Raw genomic sequence first — 18168 nt, 5'->3', positions numbered from 1 at the left:
CGCACAGGCCGCACTGATCCCGGCCTGTTAGCGTGGTGGGCTGAATCGATTCGCAGGAGTGATTGTGGTCAAGTCCAAGTGGTGGGTGGGACTCGCCGTATCCGTCTCCGTCGTCGCGCTCGCCGGCTGCGGGACCAGCGGCGACGACTCGTCGGCCGCTCCGACGACCCCGGCCGCCGAGCAGAGCGACACCGGAGCGCCGAACACCGACGACATCCCCGACGTCGTCGCCGAGGTCAACGGTGAGCAGATCACGAAGGACGAGTTCGTCCCCCTCTACGAAACCCAGTACGGGCAGATGATGATGGCCGCGCAGCAGGGCGGACAGCCCGTCGACGAGGCCGCACTCAAGCAGCAGACCGCCGACAACCTCGTGAGCACCGAGCTGCTCAGGCAGGAAGCCGACAAGCGCGGCATCGAGGTCACCGACGACGATGTCGCCACCGCTCTCGACGAGACCGCCCAGGCCTCGCAGATGAGCACCGAGGAGTTCCTCTCGGCGATGAACGACCAGGGCATGGACGAAGCGCGGGTGAATGAGGAGATGAGGACCCAGCTGAAGATCGAGGGCCTCATCGCCGACGAGTTCGGAGAGTTCGACGTCACCGACGAGGAGGTCGGGGCGGCCTACCAGCAGGCGAAGGACCAGCAGGAGCAGATGGCCGCGCAGACCGGTCAGGAGGCGCAGGTGCCCTCGATCGAGGAGATGCGCCCGCAGCTCGAGGAGCAGGTGAGGAGTGACAAGGCCAACGAGGCGACCCAGAAGTACGCCGGGGAGCTCCAGGACCAGGGCGACGTGACGATCAACCTCTGAGGCCGCTCGGGACACCCCGCCCTGTCGCTTGCGCGGAAACGCCTCTTGTCACCGTCGACCGGGGACTGCGGAATCCGCGCGCACAAGGCCACCTGAGGACAACCTCGGCGAGGATGCCCGACACACCGCGGATCACGGGCATCGTGGCGTTTTCAACTACCTGCCCGTAGGTCACGGATTCCAACGATTCTGGGGAATGTCTTTCAGGATCTCGCAAAATCGGTGAGAGGCCTCTAGTCTGTATGGGACGAACGCGGTTCTCGGGAACCGCTGGCAGCAATCCGCTTCCCCCGCCGACGTCGGCGACCGGGGATGCGGCGCAGACGAAAAGGGTCCTCATGGCTTCCGTACTCTCCCGCTCGGCGATCATCGCGCCGATGGACTTCAACCGCTGGCTGATGCCGCCGGCAGCGCTGGCGATCCACCTGTGCATCGGCCAGGTCTACGCATTCAGCGTCTTCAAGATCCCGTTCATGTCGCGCTTCGACGCCGGTGAGATCTCGATCGGCTGGATCTTCTCGATCGCGATCCTCATGCTCGGCATCTCCTCGGCGATCTTCGGCACCTGGGTCGAGAAGGCCGGTCCCCGCGCCTCGATGGTCGCGGCCGGCTCGTGCTGGGTCGGCGGCTTCCTCATCGCCACCCTCGGCATCATGACCGGCCAGCTGTGGCTCGTCTACTTCGGCTACGGCTTCGTCGGCGGCATCGGACTGGGCATCGGCTACATCTCCCCGGTCTCGACCCTGATGAAGTGGTTCCCGGACCGCCCGGGCCTCGCCACGGGACTGGCCATCATGGGCTTCGGCGGCGGTGCGCTCATCGCCAGCCCGATGTCGAACGCGCTCATGTCCTTCTACGGCGGCGGCTCCGAGCCGCAGAACCTCGTCGCCGGCCTCGCCCCGACGTTCCTCACCCTCGCCGTCGTCTACGCCGTCGTCATCGCCGCCGGCGCCTACGTCATCCGCGTGCCGCACCCGGACTGGAAGCCCGAGGGCTTCGACCCCTCGACGATCAAGGCGAAGCCCCTGCAGACGACGGGCAACGTCTCAGCGAAGAACGCGATCCGCACCCCGCAGTTCTGGCTGCTGTGGATCGTCCTCTTCCTCAACGTCACCGCCGGCATCGGCATCCTCGAGAACGCCGCCCCGATGATCCAGGCCTACTTCGGCATCACCGCGGCCGCGGCCGCCGGCTTCGTCGGCCTGCTCTCGATCGGCAACATGGCCGGTCGCTTCGTGTGGTCGACGACCTCGGACTACCTGGGCCGGAAGAACAACTACATGATCTACCTCGGGGGCGGCGCGCTCCTCTACCTCGTCGTCGCGCTCTTCGGCGGTGGGTCGATCGTCCTCTTCGTCGTCGCGACCCTGCTCATCATCTCCTTCTACGGCGGCGGCTTCGCGACGATCCCCGCCTACCTCCGCGACCTCTTCGGGGTCTACCAGGTCGGTGCGATCCACGGTCGCCTGCTCACCGCGTGGTCGGCCGCCGGTGTGGCCGGACCGCTCATCGTCAACTCGGTCGTCGAGGCCGGTGACAAGGCCGGCAAGACCGGTCCCGAGCTCTACACGCCGGGCATGTTCATCATGGTCGGGGCGCTGGCGATCGGCTTCGTCGCCAACCTCCTCGTCCGCCCGGTCAACGACAAGTACCTCGAACCGGAGACGAGCGGCGCGAACCCGTCGACGGCGACCGCCCCGAAGAACGACTGACCCCGACACAACGACTGAAGGAAGGACTAGAGACTCATGAGCGCACCAGAATCGTGGTCATCGGTTCCCGCTGAGGGCTCCCCGCAGTCGCCCACGGGCGGCGCATACAAGGTCATCGGCACCGGCCTCACCGTCGTCGTCGTCGGCGGCCTCGCCTGGGGGCTGACCCTCACCGTCATCAGGGCGGTCGCGATCTTCACCGGCTGATGCCGGCAGCACACCCCCACTCACAGGCGGCCCCGCCCCGGATCCAGCGTCCGCGGCGGGGCCGCTGTCGCATTCATCGTGACGGGGTGCGACACCTCTTGCAGTCCATTAACTTAAGTGATTAACTTAGTGCCATGGACCTCGCCTTCGAACTCCACGATCTCGTGCGCACCCTCGACCGGTGGGCCGAGCGGATCCTCGCCCCCGAGGGCCTCACCTACAACCAGTACGTCGCCCTCGTCATCCTCGGTCAGCATCCCGGCATCACCGGACGGACCCTGGCGACATCCCTCGGCGTCACCGAGGCGGCCGGATCGGGCATCGTCAAGGCCCTCCTCGGCGCCGGCTTCGTCGACAACCAGGCGGCCAAGGGCTCGGGCAATCGGCGGGAACTCCACCTCACCGAGGCGGGAGCGGAGAAGGCCGACCACTGCGGTCGCCTGCTCGGGACCTCCCTCGACGACAACGCCCGCGCGATCGGACTCGACCCGGAGCGCCTCGCGCTCACGATCCGCAGCCTCCACGACGAGGTCCGCACGGTCCGCCACCCCGACGGCTGACCGGACCCACCTCCCCCACCCGCACGCCGAACCTCAGCACAGCGAACCTCACCACCCCGAACCTCAGGAGCACCCATGGCACTGTCCCTCGCCCTTCTCGCGCTCGTCTTCGGCCTCGCCCGCCTCGGCGTCTTCATCGCCCTCCACCTCGTGCCCAGCGACTACACGATCGTCGGCCATGCCGTCAGCGACTACGCGGTCGGTCCGACCAGGCGGCTGAGCAGCGTGATGACGTGGCTGACCGCGATCTTCTGGGCCCTGCTCGCCGCCGCGGTGGCCACCGGCGTCCCCGACTGGTCGGACGCCACCGGCATCGTCATCGCCCTCATCGTCCTCGCCGTGATCTTCGCCGTCCTCCCGTTCGCCCCGACGACGCTCGAGGGTGAGGCGCCCACGCTCATCGGCCGGCTCCACTATCTGCTCGCGATCGCATGGTTCGCCATCAGCTACGCGTGCATGGGCAACTTCTCGCGCTTCTTCGCCGGCACCGGACCGGCCTGGCTCGGCACCACCCTGACCGTCATCGGGTGGATCGCCGCGCTCTCCCTGGCCATCAGCGTGCTCGTCCTCATCGTCAAGCGCCTGCGGCCGAAGGTCTTCGGCATCTCCGAGCGGATCTTCATCCTCTCCGTCAGCGTCTTCTACTGCCTCGTCGCCCTCGGGCTCGCGCTGCTGGCCGTGTGAGCGCCGCGAGCGACGTCCGCTGGGCCGCGAGGCGTACACTCGACCCGTGCCGCTGACGAATCCCGGACCCGCCAGGCGCGGCCGCCCGCGCCTTCCCTGGGGCTCGATCCTGCGCAATCTCGCCCTTGCGCTCGTCATCCTCGCCGGGCTGTGGCTCGTCATCAACGTCCACCTCCCCGGCCCGGGTGATCTTCGGGAGGACATCGCCGAGGCGGGGGTCTGGGGCGCCGGATTCTTCGTCCTCCTCTACACCGTCGTCGCCGCGACTCCGATCCCGGTGACGATCGTCGCCGTCGCCGGCGGACTCGCGTTCGGCCTGCCGCTGGGCACGCTGCTGTCGATGATCGGGGTCGTCCTCGGCGGGTGGGCCGGCTACTGGGTCGCCCGGGTGCTCGGACGGCAGACGGCTGCGAAGATGCTCGGCTCCCACGCCGAGGCGGTCGAATCCCAGCTCCGCGGCGGTGGCCTCTACGCGGTCGCCACGCTCCGGCTCATGCCGGGGTTCCCGTACTGGCCGGTCAACTACGGCAGCGGCGCATTCGGCATCGACAATCGCACGTTCGTCATCGCCACCGTCATCTCGTCCCTGCCCGGTCAGCTCTCCCTCGTCGCGATCGGGGCGTTCATCGGCGACCCGACGATCCTCAACGGCATCGCCGTGGCGGTGGCGTGGCTGCTCGTCGGCGGACTGACGATCCTGTCCTTCCGCCGCTGGCGCGGGACCAGGCACTCCGCACCCGCGCCTCCGCCGGACGGACCGGAGCCTGGGGCCACCGCCTCGAGCTGAGGCTCACCCGAAGTTCGGGGTGCGGCGCTCCTGGAAGGCCCGGAAGCCCTCGACGTAGTCCGGTGTCTGCCGGGCCGCCTCCTGCAGCTTCGCCTCGGCCTCGAGGACCTCGGCGATGCGCGGGCGGTCATCGACGAGCTTCTGCACGAAGCTCTTCTCCATCGCATACGCCTCGGCGGGTCCGGCGACGATGCGCTCGAGCTTCGTCGCGACGAAGTCGCTGAGTTCGGACGCGGGCACCGCACGGGAGACGATCCCGCTCGCTGCCGCCTCGGCGCCGGTCATGAAGTCACCGGTGACGATGAGGTCCATCGTCCGGTGGTAGCCGACCCGATCGAGGAACACGTGGTGGGCGCCGGAGTCGAGCATCGCGCCGATCGCGGCGAACGGCGAACCGAACTTCGCGTCATCGGCGGCGTAGATGATGTCGGCGGCCGCCGCGATCCCGAAGCCGAGCCCGAGCGCGGCCCCCTGGACCTGTGCGACGACGGGGATCGGCAGCCGCCTGATCGCGCGGAACACCGGGGTGAACGACTCCTCGAGGAACGCGTACGCGTCGTCGGTGGCGACGTCGACGGCGGAGATGTCGCGCCCGGAGGAGAAGACCTTCCCCTCCCCGCGCAGCAGGAGGGCGCGCATGCCCGGCGTCGCCTCGGCGACCTTGCCGACAGCGGCCGCCAGCTCACCGAGGTTGTCGGCGGTGAGCGCATTGCGGGAGTCGGGTCCGTCGAGGACGATCTCGGCGATCGGTCCGCGGACGTCGAGTCTGATCTCGGTCATCGGCTGTCCTTCCAGGTCACCAGTCGTAGAAGCCCTTGCCGGTCTTGCGACCGAGCTCCCCGGCTGCGACCTTGTCGCGCAGCAGCTGAGGCGGGGCGAAGCGGGGTCCGAGTTCGCGCTCGAGATGTTCGGCGATGCCGAGGCGCACGTCAAGTCCGACGATGTCGGTCGTCTTCAGCGGTCCGGCCGGATGCCGGTACCCGAGCGTCATCGCGGTGTCGATGTCGGCAGCGCTCGCCACGCCCTCCTCGACCATGCGGATGGCTTCGAGGGCGAGTGTCACGCCGAGGCGGGAGGAGGCGAAGCCGGGTGAATCGGTCACCGTGATCGGGGTCTTCCCGAGGCCGGCGACCCAGTTCGCCGCCGCTGTGACGAGCTGCGGTGAGGTCTGGGAGCCGACGACGATCTCGACGAGGTCGGAGACGGGCACCGGGTTGAAGAAGTGGAGGCCGATGAGCGCCTGCGGACGCGGCAGTGCGGCGGCGAGTTCGTCGATCGACAAGGCACTCGTGTTCGTGCCGATGCTCGCCGCCGGGGCGTACTTCGCGATCGCGGCGAGGATCGTGCGCTTGAGTTCGATGTCCTCGGGCACGGCTTCGATGACGAGCAGCGCCTCATCGAGCAGGGTGGGGTCGCGGACGACGTCGACGCGGCCGGGCACCGCGATGCCCTTGGCCTCGGACTTCGCGATCGAGGCGTCGACCCGGTCGCGGGCCGCGGCCACGGTCTCCTCGGTGCTCTCGATGACGATGACATGGGCGCCGGCGGTCGCGAAGGCGTGGGCGATGCCCGCCCCCATCCGGCCTCCGCCGTAGACGCCGACCGTGTCGGGGACGTGTGCCCGGTCCGTCGCCGAGGCGGTCGCCTCGACCGTGCCGGTTCCTGTGCCTGCTGGGGTCGTCGTCTCGCTCACTCGTGACCGGCCTCTCTCTTCGCCTGCTTCTTCGCATCGCGGCGGGCGAGGAACGCATCCATCCGCGCGAACTTCTCGTCGGTTTCGAACAGCACCGCCTGGGCGATGTTGTCGATGAGGGGGTGGGCCTCGCGGGGGGCGTGGAAGGCCGACTTCGTCAGTCGCACGGCCAGCGGCGCGAAGCTCGCGATCCGGTCGGCGAGCGCCTCGCCGGCGACCTCGAGCTCATCGGGGTCGACGACATCATTGAGGAGGCCGATGGCCCTGGCCTCGTCGGCGTTGAGGGTGCGACCGGCGAGGAGGATCTCCTTGGCCCGCGGCTCCCCGACGAGCTCCCGCAGCCGCCAGGCGGCACCGGCGGCGGCGAGGATGCCGAGGCCGGGTTCGGGGTTGCCGATCTTCGTGCTCGGGGTGCCGATGCGGAAGTCGGCGGCGAACGCGAGTTCGGCCCCGCCGCCGAGGGCGTACCCGTCGACGAGCGCGATGACGGGCATCGGCAGGTCGAGGATGCGGCTGAAGATCTTCGAGTTGATGCCGGCCAGGGCGTCGTCGCGACGGCGTTCGCGCAGCTGTCCGATGTCGGCGCCGGCCGCGAAGGTCCCCCCGGTGCCGGTGATGATCGCGACCTGCGGGTGCGCTTCGAGTTCGGCGCACACCTCGTGGAGGGCCTCGACCATCGGCAGGTCGATGGCGTTGCGCACCTCGGGGCGGTTGAGCCGGATGATCATCCGGTTCTCCCCGCGCTCGACGAGCAGCGGTGAGCCTGCGTCCGCGCCCGCCTGCGTCGCGGAGTCCCCGCCCGCAGGCGCCGCAGACCCTGCGCCCGTGCCGGCCTGCTCGCTCATGCGCGTTCCAGGAGGACGGCCGAGCCCTGCCCGACGCCCACGCACATCGTCGCGAGTCCGCGCTTCTCCTCGCCCTGCTCGAGGCGGTTGAGCAGGGTGAGGGTGATGCGGGTGCCGGAGGCGCCGAGCGGGTGGCCGAGCGCGATCGCCCCGCCGAACTCGTTGACGATCTCCGGGTTGAGGTGGAGGTCTCGGATGCACGCGAGCGACTGGGAGGCGAAGGCTTCGTTGAGCTCGACGGCGTCGAGGTCGTCGACGCTCCAGCCGACGCGCGCGAGCGCCTTCTCCGAGGCGGGCACGGGGCCGATGCCCATGATCTCCGGCGGCACGCCGGCGCTGGCACCGGCGACGACGCGGGCCCGCGGGGTGAGTCCGTGCTTCTCCGCGTAGCGGTCGGAGACGAGGATCGTCACGGCCGCACCGTCGTTGAGCGACGACGAGTTGCCGGCGGTGATGACGCTGTCCGGGCCGTGGAGGGTGCGCAGCTTCGCGAGCTTCTCCGGGGTGGTGTCGGCACGCGGGCCCTCATCGGCGGTGACGTCGCCTACGGGCATGATCTCCGGGTCGAACTTCCCCTCGGCCTGCGCGGCGAGCGCCTTCTGGTGGGAGGCGTAGGCGAAGGCGTCGAGCTCTTCGCGGGTGAGGTTCCAGCGCTGCGCGACGCGTTCGGCCGTCTCCGGCATCGACAGCGTCGTGTCCTCGTCGAACTGCGGGTTGGGGAAGCGCCAGCCGATCGACGTGTCGAAGGTCTTGCCGGGCTTCGACCAGGCCCGTGAGGGCTTCTCGGTCACCCATGGGGCGCGGGTCATCGATTCTACACCGCCGGCCACGACGACGTCGGCATCGCCGGCGGCGATCATCGCCCGGCCCTGGATGATCGAGGTCAGGCCCGAGGCGCAGAGGCGGTTGACGGTGAAGCCGGGCACGGAGACGGGCAGCCCGGCGAGCAGCACGGCCATGCGGGCGACGTTGCGGTTGTCCTCACCGGCCTGGTTCGCCGCCCCCATGATCACCTCGTCGATGTCGGCCGGGTCGATCCCGGTGCGGTCGACGACGGCCTTCAGCGTCGTGGCGAGCAGATCGTCGGGCCGCTGATCGGCGAGCACTCCGCCGTAGCGGCCGATGGGGGTGCGCAGTCCGTCAAGGATGTAAGCCTCAGGCATGGTGCTCCTTATTCTCGGGTCAGACGTGATGATCGTAGCGCGGTGCCCGGCCGGACGTGCGGACGGGTCATCCTGCGGAATCGGGCTCAGGAGTCGAAGTCGATGGTGACCTCGTCGCTGACGGGGAACGTCTGGCAGGTGAGCACGAAGTTCGCGGCCACCTCGGCGTCCTCGAGGGCGTAGTTGCGGACCATGTCGACCTCACCGGCGCACACCTTGGCCCGGCAGGTTCCGCACACGCCGCCCTTGCACGCGAACGGCAGGTCCGACCGCGATTCCTGCGCGGAGTCGAGGATCGTCATGCCCTGTGACATCGCCGAGGTGGTCCGCCGTCCGTCGAGGATGACCGTGACCTCGGAGGTCGCCCCCTCGAGGACCTTGTCGGCGTGGACGACCTCGGGTGGGGGCTCGTCGACGTAGAAGAGCTCGAAGTGGACCTTCTCCTTCGGCACCCCGAGTTCGTCGAGGACCGCACGGGAGTCGCTGAGCATGCCGAAGGGGCCGCACAGCCACACGTGGTCGACGTCGTCGATGGGCACGAGCATTGTCAGCAGCTGACGCAGCTTGTCGGCGTCGAGGCGGCCGGAGAAGAGGTCGACCTCGCGGGGTTCGCGGGAGAGGACGTGGACGAGGTCGAGCTGCTGGTTGCGGGCGTCCTTGAGGTCGGCGAGCTCCTCGGCGAACATCACGGTGTTCGTCGAGCGATTGCCGTAGAGCAGGGTCACCGAGGCGTCGGGGTTCGCCAGCACGGTCGTGGCGATCGAGAGCATCGGGGTGATCCCCGAGCCGGCGGCGATGCACAGGTGCTTTCCGCCGAGGCTGGGGTCGGCCTGGAAGCTGCCGCTGGGCGGCTGGACCTCGATCGTCTCACCGGGGCGGACGTCGCGCACGAGCCACTGGGAGAAGAGTCCGTCGGGGATCTCGCGCACGCCGATGCGCGGGGCGGTGCCGGCCGGGGCGCAGATCGAGTACGTGCGGCGGTGCTCGACGCCGTCGATGATCCGGCGCAGGGTCAGCGACTGGCCGGCGGCGAAGTCGAAGAGCTCGGCGAGGTCGGCGGGCACGTCGAAGGTCACGGCCGCGGAGTCTTCGGTGAGGTGGTCGACAGAGGCGACCGTGAGCGGGTGGAAGCCCGTGCGGTCACCGGACTGGGGGGCTGCGGAGGTCGGCGTGTTCGCACCCAGCGTTTCGGTCATCTCAGATCTCCTTGACGTGTTCGAAGGGTTCGAGGCAGGTCCGGCACTGGTACATCGCCTTGCACGCGGTCGGCCCGAACTCCGAGGTCAGCGCCACATCGTCGGATCCGCACAGGGTGCACACGATGGCGCGGCGGGTCGGCATGAGGGTGAGTGCGACCGGGCCCTGGCGGCGGGGCGCCTGCCCGGGCGGGGAGATCCCGGCTCCGGCGAGTGCGGCCCGTCCCTCCTCGGTGATCCAGTCGCTCGACCACGCAGGGGTGAGCGAGACGCGGATCTCCGCATCGGGGAAGCCGGCGTCCTGGAGTTCGCGCTGGAGGTCATCGCGCATCGTCGCCATGGCCGGGCAGCCCGAGTAGGTGGGGGTGATCGTCGCGACGACGTGATCGTCCTCGATCGTGACGTCCCGGAGCACGCCGAGGTCGACGAGCGTGAGCATCGGCATCTCCGGGTCGGTGACGCGGGCGGCGGCGGCACGGGCGCGGTCGACCGCCTCGGCGCCGTCGGTGAGCGGGGTCAGGGGCATCGCGGTCACCACTGTCCCTCCGGGTGGGCGCGGGCGACGACCTGCATCTCGGCGAGCATGCGCGAGAGCGCCTCGGTGTGGAGGCCGTCGCGGCCCTTCTTGCCGCGCACGCCGGCGAGCGCCCCGCGGTCGGGACGGTCGATGCCGGCGGCGGCGAAGACCTGGTCGAGGATGACCCCGGCTTCGTCCTCGACCGCGGCGGGGTCGACGCCGATGCCGGCCGCGGCGACGACCGCTTCGGTCGGGTGCGTCTCGAAGAGCTCGGCCCACAGCGGCCACAGGCCGGACAGGGCGGTCAGCAGCCGGGCCCGGGACTCCTCGGTGCCGCGGGCCAGGGTGAGGACCCAGCGGGCGGAGAAGTCGCGGTGGTAGGACATCTCCTTGACGCCCTTGGCCGCGATCGCCGCGAGCACGGAGTCGCGGCTGTCCGTCAGGCGCTCGAAGATCGCCAGGCGCCAGGTGGAGTAGATGAGGATCTTCGCGACCGCCTCGGCGAAGTCGCCGTTGGGGACCTCCGCGAGCCGGACGTTGCGGAAGGCCATGTCGTCGCGGAAGTACGCGAGCCGGTCCTCATCGGGCACCGGCGAGGAGGCCGGCAGCTCGGGCACGAGGCTCGGGTCGGCTGCGGCGGCGCGGGCGAGGAGGAGACGGGCCTGCCCGAGGAGGTCGAGGGAGATGTTGGCGAGCGCGATGTCCTCTTCGAGGTCGGGGGCGTTCGAGCACCACTCGGAGATGCGCTGGGAGAAGACGAGGGCGTCGTCGCCGAGCATGAGGCAGTAGGCGGCGAGCGCGGCCGGGTCGACGCCCTCGGGCACGGTCGTGTCGACGCCGGCCAGCGGGTCCTCGAAGTCGGTGCCGAAGGCCCAGTGGGCGTCGTTGACGAGGAGACCGGAGTAGGCGCTCTCGTGCGAGTCGTGGTCGACGGTCGTGCCGGCCTCGTCGTGTTCGACGTGGACCTTGGGGGCGTTGGGTTCGTTCGTCATCTGCTCGTCACTCACATGTGCGGGACATCGTCGGGGATGTCGTAGAAGGTCGGGTGCCGGTAGACCTTGTCGCCACTGGGGGCGAACATCGGGTCCTTCTCGTCGGGACTCGACGCGGTGATGTCGGACGAGCGCACGACCCAGATGCTCACGCCTTCGTTGCGGCGGGTGTAGACGTCGCGGGCGTGGCGGAGCGCGAGCTGGTCGTCGGGGGCGTGGAGGGAGCCGACGTGGACGTGGTTGAGGCCGCGCTTGCCGCGGACGAAGACCTCGTAGAGCGGCCATTCGCCGCGGGCGCGGGGGGTATTCGCCGAGGTGGTGTCGGTCATTTCGCGGTCTCCTCGGTCGTCGTCGCGGGGGAACTGCCGGTCTGTCCGGGGGCGCTGCCGGTCTGTGCGGGGGCGGCCGCCTCGGCGGACTGCTCAGCGAAGGCGAGCGCAGCCTCGCGGACCCACGCCCCCTCGTCCCACGCGCGCTTGCGGTGGGCGATGCGCTGGTCGTTGCAGGGGCCGTTGCCCTTGACGACGGACCAGAACTCGTCCCAGTCGGGCGTCGAGAAGTCGTAGTGGCCGCGCTCTTCGTTCCACTTGAGGTTCTCGTCGGGGAACGTCACGCCGAGGGCCTCGGCCTGCGGGATCGACATGTCGACGAACTTCTGGCGCAGCTCGTCGTTCGTGTGGGTCTTGATGCCCCACTCCATCGACTGCGCGGTGTTCGGGGAGTCGTCGTCGGGGGGTCCGAACATCATCAGGGCCGGCCACCAGAAGCGGTTGACGGATTCCTGGACCATCTCCCGCTGCTCGTCGGTGCCGCGCATCATCGTCATGAGCAGCTCGTAGCCCTGACGCTGGTGGAAGGACTCCTCCTTGCACACGCGGATCATCGCGCGACCGTAGGGTCCGAAGGAGGTCCGGCACAGCGGCACCTGGTTGCAGATCGCGGCACCGTCGACGAGCCAGCCGATCGTGCCGACGTCGGTGTAGGACAGGGTCGGGTAGTTGAAGATCGACGAGTACTTCTGCTTGCCGGCGATGAGCTTCTCGGTGAGCTCGTTGCGGCTGGCACCGAGGGTCTCGGCGGCGGAGTAGAGGTAGAGGCCGTGACCGGCTTCGTCCTGGACCTTCGCGAGCAGGATCGCCTTGCGGCGCAGCGAGGGGGCGCGGGTGATCCAGTTGCCCTCCGGCTGCATGCCGATGATCTCCGAGTGCGCGTGCTGCGCGACCTGCCGGATGAGCGTCTTGCGGTAGGCCTCGGGCATCCAGTCGCGCGGTTCGATGCGATCCTTGGCTTCGATCGTGTCGGCGAACTGCGCCTCGAGCTGTGCTTCAGTTGTCATGACCACTCCATCGGACCATTTACTGACCATTTGTTCTGTAAAGTTCTCCACCAGTGTGGCATACCCCACGCCCGCACGCAATAGGTCACCCCGCGCAGGCGAGGCGCCGAGGCGGACAGTCGTTGACGAGCAGGGCGCCCTGAGGCGAGCGGCCGATCAATCCTCAGGCGCCGCGGCGGACAGTCGTTGACGACCCGACTGCCCCGGAGGTGGCTCCCGCTCGATTCCGCGCCGAGTATCGAGCGGGATTCACCTCTGGAAACATGGGCGCACAGCATGAATTGGCAAGCATTGTTGTTTTTCTGCTCTCCCCGTCGGACTACAGCTCAGAATCCAGGCGATTCCCGTGATCCACTACACCTGATTTGCTCGTGTCAATCCGCGGTGCAAAGATGACTTCGCATTAAATTGAAAGTGACGTGACAATGACCTGCGGAGGTACTGCCAGTGAACGGGCTGAAGTCGAAGGTGAATACCGTCGTCGGCGGTTTCCGCAGAACCATGGTCGACGCACTCAGCGACCAGCAGAAACTCCTGCTCTCCGAAGTCCGTCACGGAGAGACCGAATGGCAGCAGCGAGTGCGGTCGACGGTGCGCAATCGCTCGCCACGGTCGTCGGATGCGGTGGCCCATCAGGCGCATGATTCCCGGGCCGCCCGAGCCGAGAATCTTGCCCAGGTCCGCGCAATCCTCGCCGCCGCACAGGTGGACTTCGTCGAACTCCCGCGCAGGTCACGCGAGAAGACACGACTTGTCGTTCCGCGCTCGCAGATCCGGCGCGTCCTCGCCGCAGTCGCGCGACTGACACCGGAGAACGGCTGGGCGAAGGTCTTCCGCGATCAGTTCTCGTCGTCGATCGGTCTGCAGAAGATGCGCCACGATCCCGGTGTTGTCGCCGCCATCGAATGTCGCCGCCTTGCCGCAGCACCCGATGGCCGACGCCTCAACACCGAGAATGAGACGATCATCGTCGAGGCCTGGGCCGACCTCGGTCCCCGGGAGCCCCGGGTCGACGGCTCGTGGCATGTACCCGGCACTCTTCACCGCGTTCTCACTCAGCCGCGCACCCTGGTCGAGTACTTCACGCCGGCTGACTGGGCTGCCTCGCTGGCCAACGGCAACCGAACGGCTCAGCCGAGTGCTCCGGATCTGTACGAGATCGACGGTCCTGTCGATCTCGTCTACACCTGGGTCAACGGCTCCGACCCGACATGGCTGTGGAAGAAGCTGCAGGCCCAAGCGGCTCTCACCGGGGAGACCATCAACAAGTCGGCGGTGTCCGACTCACGGTTCGCCGATCGCAAAGAGCTGCTCTATTCCCTGCGATCAGTCGAGTCGTATGCGAGTTGGGCGAACCACATCTACCTCGTCACCGACGACCAGGTTCCCGACTGGCTCAACGTCGATCATCCGAAGCTGACGGTCATCGACCATCGCGACATCTTCACTGAGCCCGGAAATCTCCCGGTCTTCAATTCGCATGCGATCGAATCACAGCTGCATCACATCCCCGGGCTGAGCGAGAACTACGTCTACATGAACGATGATCTGTTCTTCATGCGCCCGACCGAACCCGATCTGTTCTTCACCGGAAGCGGGCTTTCGCGCTTCTTCCCCTCGACTGCCCCTCTCGACCTCGCCGAACCGACCGCTCGGGACCTCCCCGTGCTGTCGGCCGCCAAGCACGGTCGTCAGTTCATGCTCGATGAGCATGGCAGGCGTGTCGGCAACAAGTTCAAGCACACCCCGCATCCGCAGCTGAAGTCGGTGATGACCGAGTTCGAAGAGTCACATCAGGATCTGTTCGACAGCGTGGCCCGATCGAAGTTCCGGCACCCCGATGACTACTCCATCGCCTCGGCGCTCTACCACTTCCACGCGTATGCGCAGGGCAGGGCCATCGACTCCGGGATTCGGTACGCATACATGGACATCTCGCGCCCGGACGCCGAGCTCTACATGCGACGTCTGCTTCGTCGCAGGGATCTCGATGTCCTCTGCCTCAACGACACCGATTCCTCCCCGGACATGCAGGACCACCTCGATGAGATCGTCAGGTGGTTCCTCGATGAGAAGTTCCCCCTCCCGAGCACCTTTGAAAAGTAGAGGACACCAGCCTCCGATGCCGCAATTCAGTCTGATCTCCGCCGTCTACAACGTCGAGCAGTACCTGCCCGACTTCCTGCGCTCCCTCGATGAGCAGACCTTCGATCACAGCGCAGTCCAGGTGGTGCTGGTCGACGACGGGTCGACGGACTCCTCCGCGGAGATCATCGAAGCCTGGGCGGCGACCACCGACTATTCGGTGGAGGTCATCCACCAGGCGAACGCGGGGCAGGCAGCAGCCCGGAACACCGGCCTCGACCACGCAAGCGGTTCCTGGGTGAGCTTCCCCGACCCCGATGACATCCTTGAACCCGAATACCTCGCCGCAGTTCACGATGACGTGAACGGCGATGAGACTCCTTCCATGGTGGTGTGCCGACTCATCGACTTCTGGGAAGCGCGAAACGAAATCGGGGAGACTCACCCGCTGCGTTTCCGGTTCCAGGGCGGTACGCAGATGGTCGATATCGATCGCTTCCCCCGAAACATCACACTTCATTCCACAATGGCGTTCTTCCTCAGAGATCGGGTTGAACGGCACGGTCTGCGCTTTGATCCCCGCATTCGCCCCGTGTTCGAAGACGCCCACTTCATTCAGAGCTACCTGTTGGCCTGCGATTCTCGCAAAATCGTCTTCGACGCTGTTGCCCGTTATATCTACCGCCGCCGAGCCGATGGCAGTTCGTCCCTGCAGACAAGCTCCGCGGATCCTCGACGCTACACGGATGTGCTGCGCTACGGCCTGCTCGAGCTTCTGAAGCGAGCGAAGGCATCCGGTCCGATTCCACTCTGGTTGCAGAACATCGTCCTCTACGAAGTGTTCTGGATTCTGCGATCGGAGGAGTCACTCTTTCCGAAGACAGGTCACCTCTCATCGGCAGTCGCTGAAGAGTTCTGCGAAATCATGGCTGAGGTACGGAGTCATATCGAAACCCCACTGATCGAAGCTTTCGATCTCATCAAGGTCTCACACTCACAGCGAGAAACACTTCTCCATGGCTTTTCGGGATCCGATTGGTCTTGGGACTTCGTGCAAGTTCAACAGTTCGACGCAAAGAAGAAGCTCGTCAAACTCCGTTATCGGTTCACAGGCGAACGCCCTGATGAGGTGCTGAAGTTCCGTGGACTCGAGGCGGAGCCGATGTACGCCAAAACCCGCGCCATGAAGTATCTCGGTCGCCCGCTGTTGTTCGAACGCATCCTCTGGGTGAGCGCCCGCGGGACCATCACGATCTCCCTCAATGGGATGGACGTGCCCATCACAGAATCTCTGCCCACGCCAAAGCAATTCGTACTTCGTCCAGCGCGGGCAGAGAAGCGCGGCCCTGCACCGCGGGATCGGGCCACACGCTCACATTCACGGACCCGGAGACACCGGAACGTGTCGATCGACGATCGAATCACGACTGCGCTCGCTGACTCACCTCGGCTCCGTCGCAAGTTCAAGGATGCCTGGGTGTTCATGGACCGCATGGACAAGGCTGGCGACAACGCCGAGCACCTTTTCAAGTATGTACGCAGCTCGCAGAAGAACTGCAATGCCTGGTTCGTCCTAGACAAGGATTCTCCCGATTGGGCCCGGCTCAAGGCCGAAGGAGTGGACCGGCTTATCGCTCACGGTTCGCGCCTGTGGAAAGCTCTGTGCCTCAACGCCGAACTGCTCGTGTCGTCGAACATCGAACGGAATCTCACCCACCCGTTCAAACTGAGCAATGGACGTCAACCGCAATGGGATCACGTCTTCCTTCAACACGGAGTCACCAAGGACGACCTCTCAGGCTGGCTCAACACAAAAACTCCCCGGCTGGTGGTGACAACAACTGAGCCGGAACATCAGTCGATCGTTGGTGATGGAGGCGCGTACGCCCTCAGCAACAAGGAAACGATGATGACAGGAATGCCGCGCTATGATCGGCTGGCTTTGCTCGACGCCTCCCGCAAGGATTCGCCTTCATCAACGATCACTTTCATGCCGACGTGGCGAAGAGGACTTGTCGACGCCCTTGCCACGATCGATGATCCTTCGCGACGCGGAGATCTCCTCCGGCAATCCGACTGGTGGCTCCAATGGTCGGCGCTGATGCGCTCACAGGAACTCCGCGACTTCGCCGGCAAACACGATCTGCGCCTCCGCTTCGTGCCTCACCCGTCAATCGACAAGCACATCGAGCAGCGGGATCTTCCCGATGACGTCGAGTTGGTTCGCCATGCCGACATGGACTTTCAGAGTGCACTGGTCGATTCGCGGCTCATGGTGACCGACACCTCGTCAGTCGCCTTCGACGCTGCGTTCATCGACCGCCCGGTGGTGTATTTCCAGTTCGACGTGGACAACATCTACGGGGGTGGGCACACTGCTCGACCCGGTTACTTCTCATTCGACAATGATGGGTTCGGTCCAGTTGTGTCCACCGCCTCCGAGGCAGTCGCAGCGATCGTCTCACTCGTCTCGGGTGACGATCCTCGTATCGCCGAATTCGCCCGGCGACGGAGTGCAACGTTCACCCTCCCGAAAACGGGGAACTGCGAGCGCACTTACAAGGCGATTGCCCGGTCCCTCAAAGTGGTCTCGCCCAAGGACGGAACCGCGCTCAGACCAAACCCGACGGCACAGCCCACCCGATACCTCGACGACCTTTCACGAGCCGAACGATCACTGAAATCCGAACATGTCTCTCACCTGGCCGTCGAGTCCCAACCGAAGGCAGATGCCGCCGTGCATGCAACGACAGAGCCGGTGCACACGAGCTCAGAAGAGACATTGTCGGAGACCGCACCCACAGGTTGAGGTGGGAGTCTCCTGTTCTCACCGATGATGTGCCCGCGCTTGTCCGCTCCATTCGGAGTCAGCCGCCACTTCGCTGACTTGACAGAGACGCCGATCACAACGATATTTATTGACCAGATGGTCGTTTATTCTCTTGCCGCCGTGCGGCACGTCTGAGACGGCGACCCTGCAGCGCAGCGACTCGAGGAGGAGCCCGACATGGCACATGCCGACATCGACGCGACGGACACCGCCCGCACCGACACGGCCGCACCCCCGGCTCCGGCCGCCTCGACAAGCGCAGCCTCGGCAAGCGCAGCCTCGGCGAGCACATCCGCCTCACCTGAGCGAAGCACGCCCGGCATCGGCAATGAAGCGCACACGGGCGCGGCGGCGATGTACGCCAACGATCGCGCCTCCCAGCACCTCGGGATCACTCTCGACGATCACGGACCCGGCTGGGCGCAGTGCTCGATGACCGTCACCGACATCATGGCCAACGGTCACGAGATCACCCACGGCGGCTACATCTTCCTCTTCGCCGACACGACGTTCGCGATGGCCTGCAACTACCCCGGATCGGTCACCGTCGCCTCGGGCGGGGACATCACCTTCCTCAAGCCCACCCGCGTCGGCGACGAACTCGTCGCCCACGGCCGCGAGGTCGTCCGGCAGGGCCGCTCCGGCATCTACGACGTCGAGGTCAAGCGCGGTGATGAGACGATCGCCGTCTACCGCGGCCGCTCGCGCACCCTTCCGGCCCCGAAGCCCGACGCCGCCCCCTGACCC

Annotated in this window: 18 protein-coding genes; 9 read left to right on the top strand and 9 right to left on the bottom strand. The window is 66.9% G+C overall.

The window, feature by feature from the left end; all coding sequences use genetic code 11:
* Nucleotides 1-64: 64 nt before the first annotated feature.
* The 6 genes from FFS20_RS14045 to FFS20_RS14025 all read left to right on the top strand — a co-directional run bounded on the left by FFS20_RS14045 (nucleotide 65) and on the right by FFS20_RS14025 (nucleotide 4764).
* The gene (locus FFS20_RS14045; RefSeq protein ID WP_137826451.1) at nucleotides 65-814 is read left to right on the top strand and encodes a SurA N-terminal domain-containing protein; all 750 of its coding nucleotides are present in this window, start codon (nucleotides 65-67) and stop codon (nucleotides 812-814) included.
* 338 nt (nucleotides 815-1152) lie between these two features.
* Entirely contained in the window at nucleotides 1153-2526 is a 1374-nt protein-coding gene (locus FFS20_RS14040; RefSeq protein ID WP_137826450.1) for an OFA family MFS transporter, read from the top strand.
* A 36-nt stretch (nucleotides 2527-2562) separates the two neighbouring features.
* Nucleotides 2563-2733, top strand: coding sequence for a hypothetical protein (locus FFS20_RS17985; protein WP_171007090.1), 171 nt, complete (start codon nucleotides 2563-2565; stop codon nucleotides 2731-2733).
* Nucleotides 2734-2867: 134 nt separating this feature from the next.
* Entirely contained in the window at nucleotides 2868-3293 is a 426-nt protein-coding gene (locus tag FFS20_RS14035) for a MarR family transcriptional regulator (protein ID WP_137826449.1), read from the top strand.
* Between the two features lie 75 nt (nucleotides 3294-3368).
* Nucleotides 3369-3977 (top strand): DUF998 domain-containing protein, encoded by a 609-nt coding sequence (locus tag FFS20_RS14030; protein WP_137826448.1) that lies wholly within the window; start codon nucleotides 3369-3371, stop codon nucleotides 3975-3977.
* 46 nt (nucleotides 3978-4023) lie between these two features.
* A complete protein-coding gene (locus FFS20_RS14025; RefSeq protein ID WP_223289823.1) occupies nucleotides 4024-4764 on the top strand; it encodes a TVP38/TMEM64 family protein in 741 nt (246 codons plus the stop codon).
* A gap of 3 nt (nucleotides 4765-4767) precedes the next feature.
* Here the strand turns inward: FFS20_RS14025 and FFS20_RS14020 are convergent, their stop codons facing one another.
* From FFS20_RS14020 to paaA, 9 genes are all read right to left on the bottom strand, one after another.
* The gene (locus FFS20_RS14020) at nucleotides 4768-5544 is read right to left on the bottom strand and encodes an enoyl-CoA hydratase/isomerase family protein (RefSeq protein ID WP_137826447.1); all 777 of its coding nucleotides are present in this window, start codon (nucleotides 5542-5544) and stop codon (nucleotides 4768-4770) included.
* Nucleotides 5545-5560: 16 nt separating this feature from the next.
* Nucleotides 5561-6457, bottom strand: a complete 897-nt coding sequence (locus FFS20_RS14015; RefSeq protein ID WP_137826446.1) for a 3-hydroxyacyl-CoA dehydrogenase family protein — start codon at nucleotides 6455-6457, stop codon at nucleotides 5561-5563.
* Entirely contained in the window at nucleotides 6454-7185 is a 732-nt protein-coding gene (locus FFS20_RS14010) for an enoyl-CoA hydratase/isomerase family protein (RefSeq protein WP_137826463.1), read from the bottom strand. Before FFS20_RS14010 ends, FFS20_RS14015 begins: the two co-directional genes overlap by 4 nt.
* A 113-nt stretch (nucleotides 7186-7298) precedes the next feature.
* Complete coding sequence (locus FFS20_RS14005) at nucleotides 7299-8465, bottom strand: thiolase family protein (protein WP_137826445.1); 1167 nt, start codon at nucleotides 8463-8465, stop codon at nucleotides 7299-7301.
* A gap of 86 nt (nucleotides 8466-8551) precedes the next feature.
* On the bottom strand, nucleotides 8552-9661 hold the full coding sequence (gene paaE / locus FFS20_RS14000; protein WP_212743346.1) for a 1,2-phenylacetyl-CoA epoxidase subunit PaaE: 1110 nt from the start codon (nucleotides 9659-9661) through the stop codon (nucleotides 8552-8554).
* A gap of 1 nt (nucleotide 9662) precedes the next feature.
* Nucleotides 9663-10187, bottom strand: a complete 525-nt coding sequence (gene paaD / locus FFS20_RS13995; protein WP_137826461.1) for a 1,2-phenylacetyl-CoA epoxidase subunit PaaD — start codon at nucleotides 10185-10187, stop codon at nucleotides 9663-9665.
* Between the two features lie 5 nt (nucleotides 10188-10192).
* Nucleotides 10193-11170, bottom strand: a complete 978-nt coding sequence (gene paaC, locus FFS20_RS13990; RefSeq protein WP_095375249.1) for a 1,2-phenylacetyl-CoA epoxidase subunit PaaC — start codon at nucleotides 11168-11170, stop codon at nucleotides 10193-10195.
* A gap of 11 nt (nucleotides 11171-11181) precedes the next feature.
* Nucleotides 11182-11499 (bottom strand): 1,2-phenylacetyl-CoA epoxidase subunit PaaB, encoded by a 318-nt coding sequence (paaB, locus tag FFS20_RS13985; protein WP_095375250.1) that lies wholly within the window; start codon nucleotides 11497-11499, stop codon nucleotides 11182-11184.
* Complete coding sequence (gene paaA, locus FFS20_RS13980; RefSeq protein ID WP_095375251.1) at nucleotides 11496-12506, bottom strand: 1,2-phenylacetyl-CoA epoxidase subunit PaaA; 1011 nt, start codon at nucleotides 12504-12506, stop codon at nucleotides 11496-11498. The genes paaB and paaA overlap by 4 nt, the downstream gene beginning before the upstream one ends.
* Nucleotides 12507-12953: 447 nt before the next feature.
* Between paaA and FFS20_RS13975 the strand changes: the two genes are divergently transcribed.
* From FFS20_RS13975 to paaI, 3 genes are all read left to right on the top strand, one after another.
* Nucleotides 12954-14612: a stealth conserved region 3 domain-containing protein gene (locus FFS20_RS13975; RefSeq protein WP_095375252.1), complete on the top strand. Its 1659-nt coding sequence runs from the start codon at nucleotides 12954-12956 to the stop codon at nucleotides 14610-14612.
* Nucleotides 14613-14628: 16 nt separating this feature from the next.
* Nucleotides 14629-17400 (top strand): CDP-glycerol glycerophosphotransferase family protein, encoded by a 2772-nt coding sequence (locus tag FFS20_RS13970; RefSeq protein WP_171007089.1) that lies wholly within the window; start codon nucleotides 14629-14631, stop codon nucleotides 17398-17400.
* A 198-nt stretch (nucleotides 17401-17598) separates the two neighbouring features.
* The gene (gene paaI / locus FFS20_RS13965) at nucleotides 17599-18165 is read left to right on the top strand and encodes a hydroxyphenylacetyl-CoA thioesterase PaaI (protein ID WP_095375254.1); all 567 of its coding nucleotides are present in this window, start codon (nucleotides 17599-17601) and stop codon (nucleotides 18163-18165) included.
* The last annotated feature ends 3 nt before the right edge of the window (nucleotides 18166-18168 follow it).

This window comes from Brevibacterium sp. 2SA (genome assembly GCF_005502845.1).
Taxonomy (GTDB): domain Bacteria; phylum Actinomycetota; class Actinomycetes; order Actinomycetales; family Brevibacteriaceae; genus Brevibacterium.
Note: the sequence above shows the minus strand (reverse complement) of the source record. Positions and strands in the feature narration are given on the sequence as shown.

Coding starts and splice junctions, on each gene's coding strand:
- paaB (WP_095375250.1), bottom strand. CDS start 11,499: ATGACCGACACCACCTCGGCGAATACCCCCCGCGCCCGCGGCGAATGG.
- FFS20_RS14030 (WP_137826448.1), top strand. CDS start 3,369: ATGGCACTGTCCCTCGCCCTTCTCGCGCTCGTCTTCGGCCTCGCCCGC.
- paaE (WP_212743346.1), bottom strand. CDS start 9,661: ATGACCGAAACGCTGGGTGCGAACACGCCGACCTCCGCAGCCCCCCAG.
- FFS20_RS14010 (WP_137826463.1), bottom strand. CDS start 7,185: ATGATCATCCGGCTCAACCGCCCCGAGGTGCGCAACGCCATCGACCTG.
- FFS20_RS14005 (WP_137826445.1), bottom strand. CDS start 8,465: ATGCCTGAGGCTTACATCCTTGACGGACTGCGCACCCCCATCGGCCGC.
- FFS20_RS17985 (WP_171007090.1), top strand. CDS start 2,563: ATGAGCGCACCAGAATCGTGGTCATCGGTTCCCGCTGAGGGCTCCCCG.
- paaD (WP_137826461.1), bottom strand. CDS start 10,187: ATGCCCCTGACCCCGCTCACCGACGGCGCCGAGGCGGTCGACCGCGCC.
- FFS20_RS14040 (WP_137826450.1), top strand. CDS start 1,153: ATGGCTTCCGTACTCTCCCGCTCGGCGATCATCGCGCCGATGGACTTC.
- paaC (WP_095375249.1), bottom strand. CDS start 11,170: ATGACGAACGAACCCAACGCCCCCAAGGTCCACGTCGAACACGACGAG.
- FFS20_RS13970 (WP_171007089.1), top strand. CDS start 14,629: ATGCCGCAATTCAGTCTGATCTCCGCCGTCTACAACGTCGAGCAGTAC.
- FFS20_RS14020 (WP_137826447.1), bottom strand. CDS start 5,544: ATGACCGAGATCAGACTCGACGTCCGCGGACCGATCGCCGAGATCGTC.
- paaA (WP_095375251.1), bottom strand. CDS start 12,506: ATGACAACTGAAGCACAGCTCGAGGCGCAGTTCGCCGACACGATCGAA.
- paaI (WP_095375254.1), top strand. CDS start 17,599: ATGGCACATGCCGACATCGACGCGACGGACACCGCCCGCACCGACACG.
- FFS20_RS14035 (WP_137826449.1), top strand. CDS start 2,868: ATGGACCTCGCCTTCGAACTCCACGATCTCGTGCGCACCCTCGACCGG.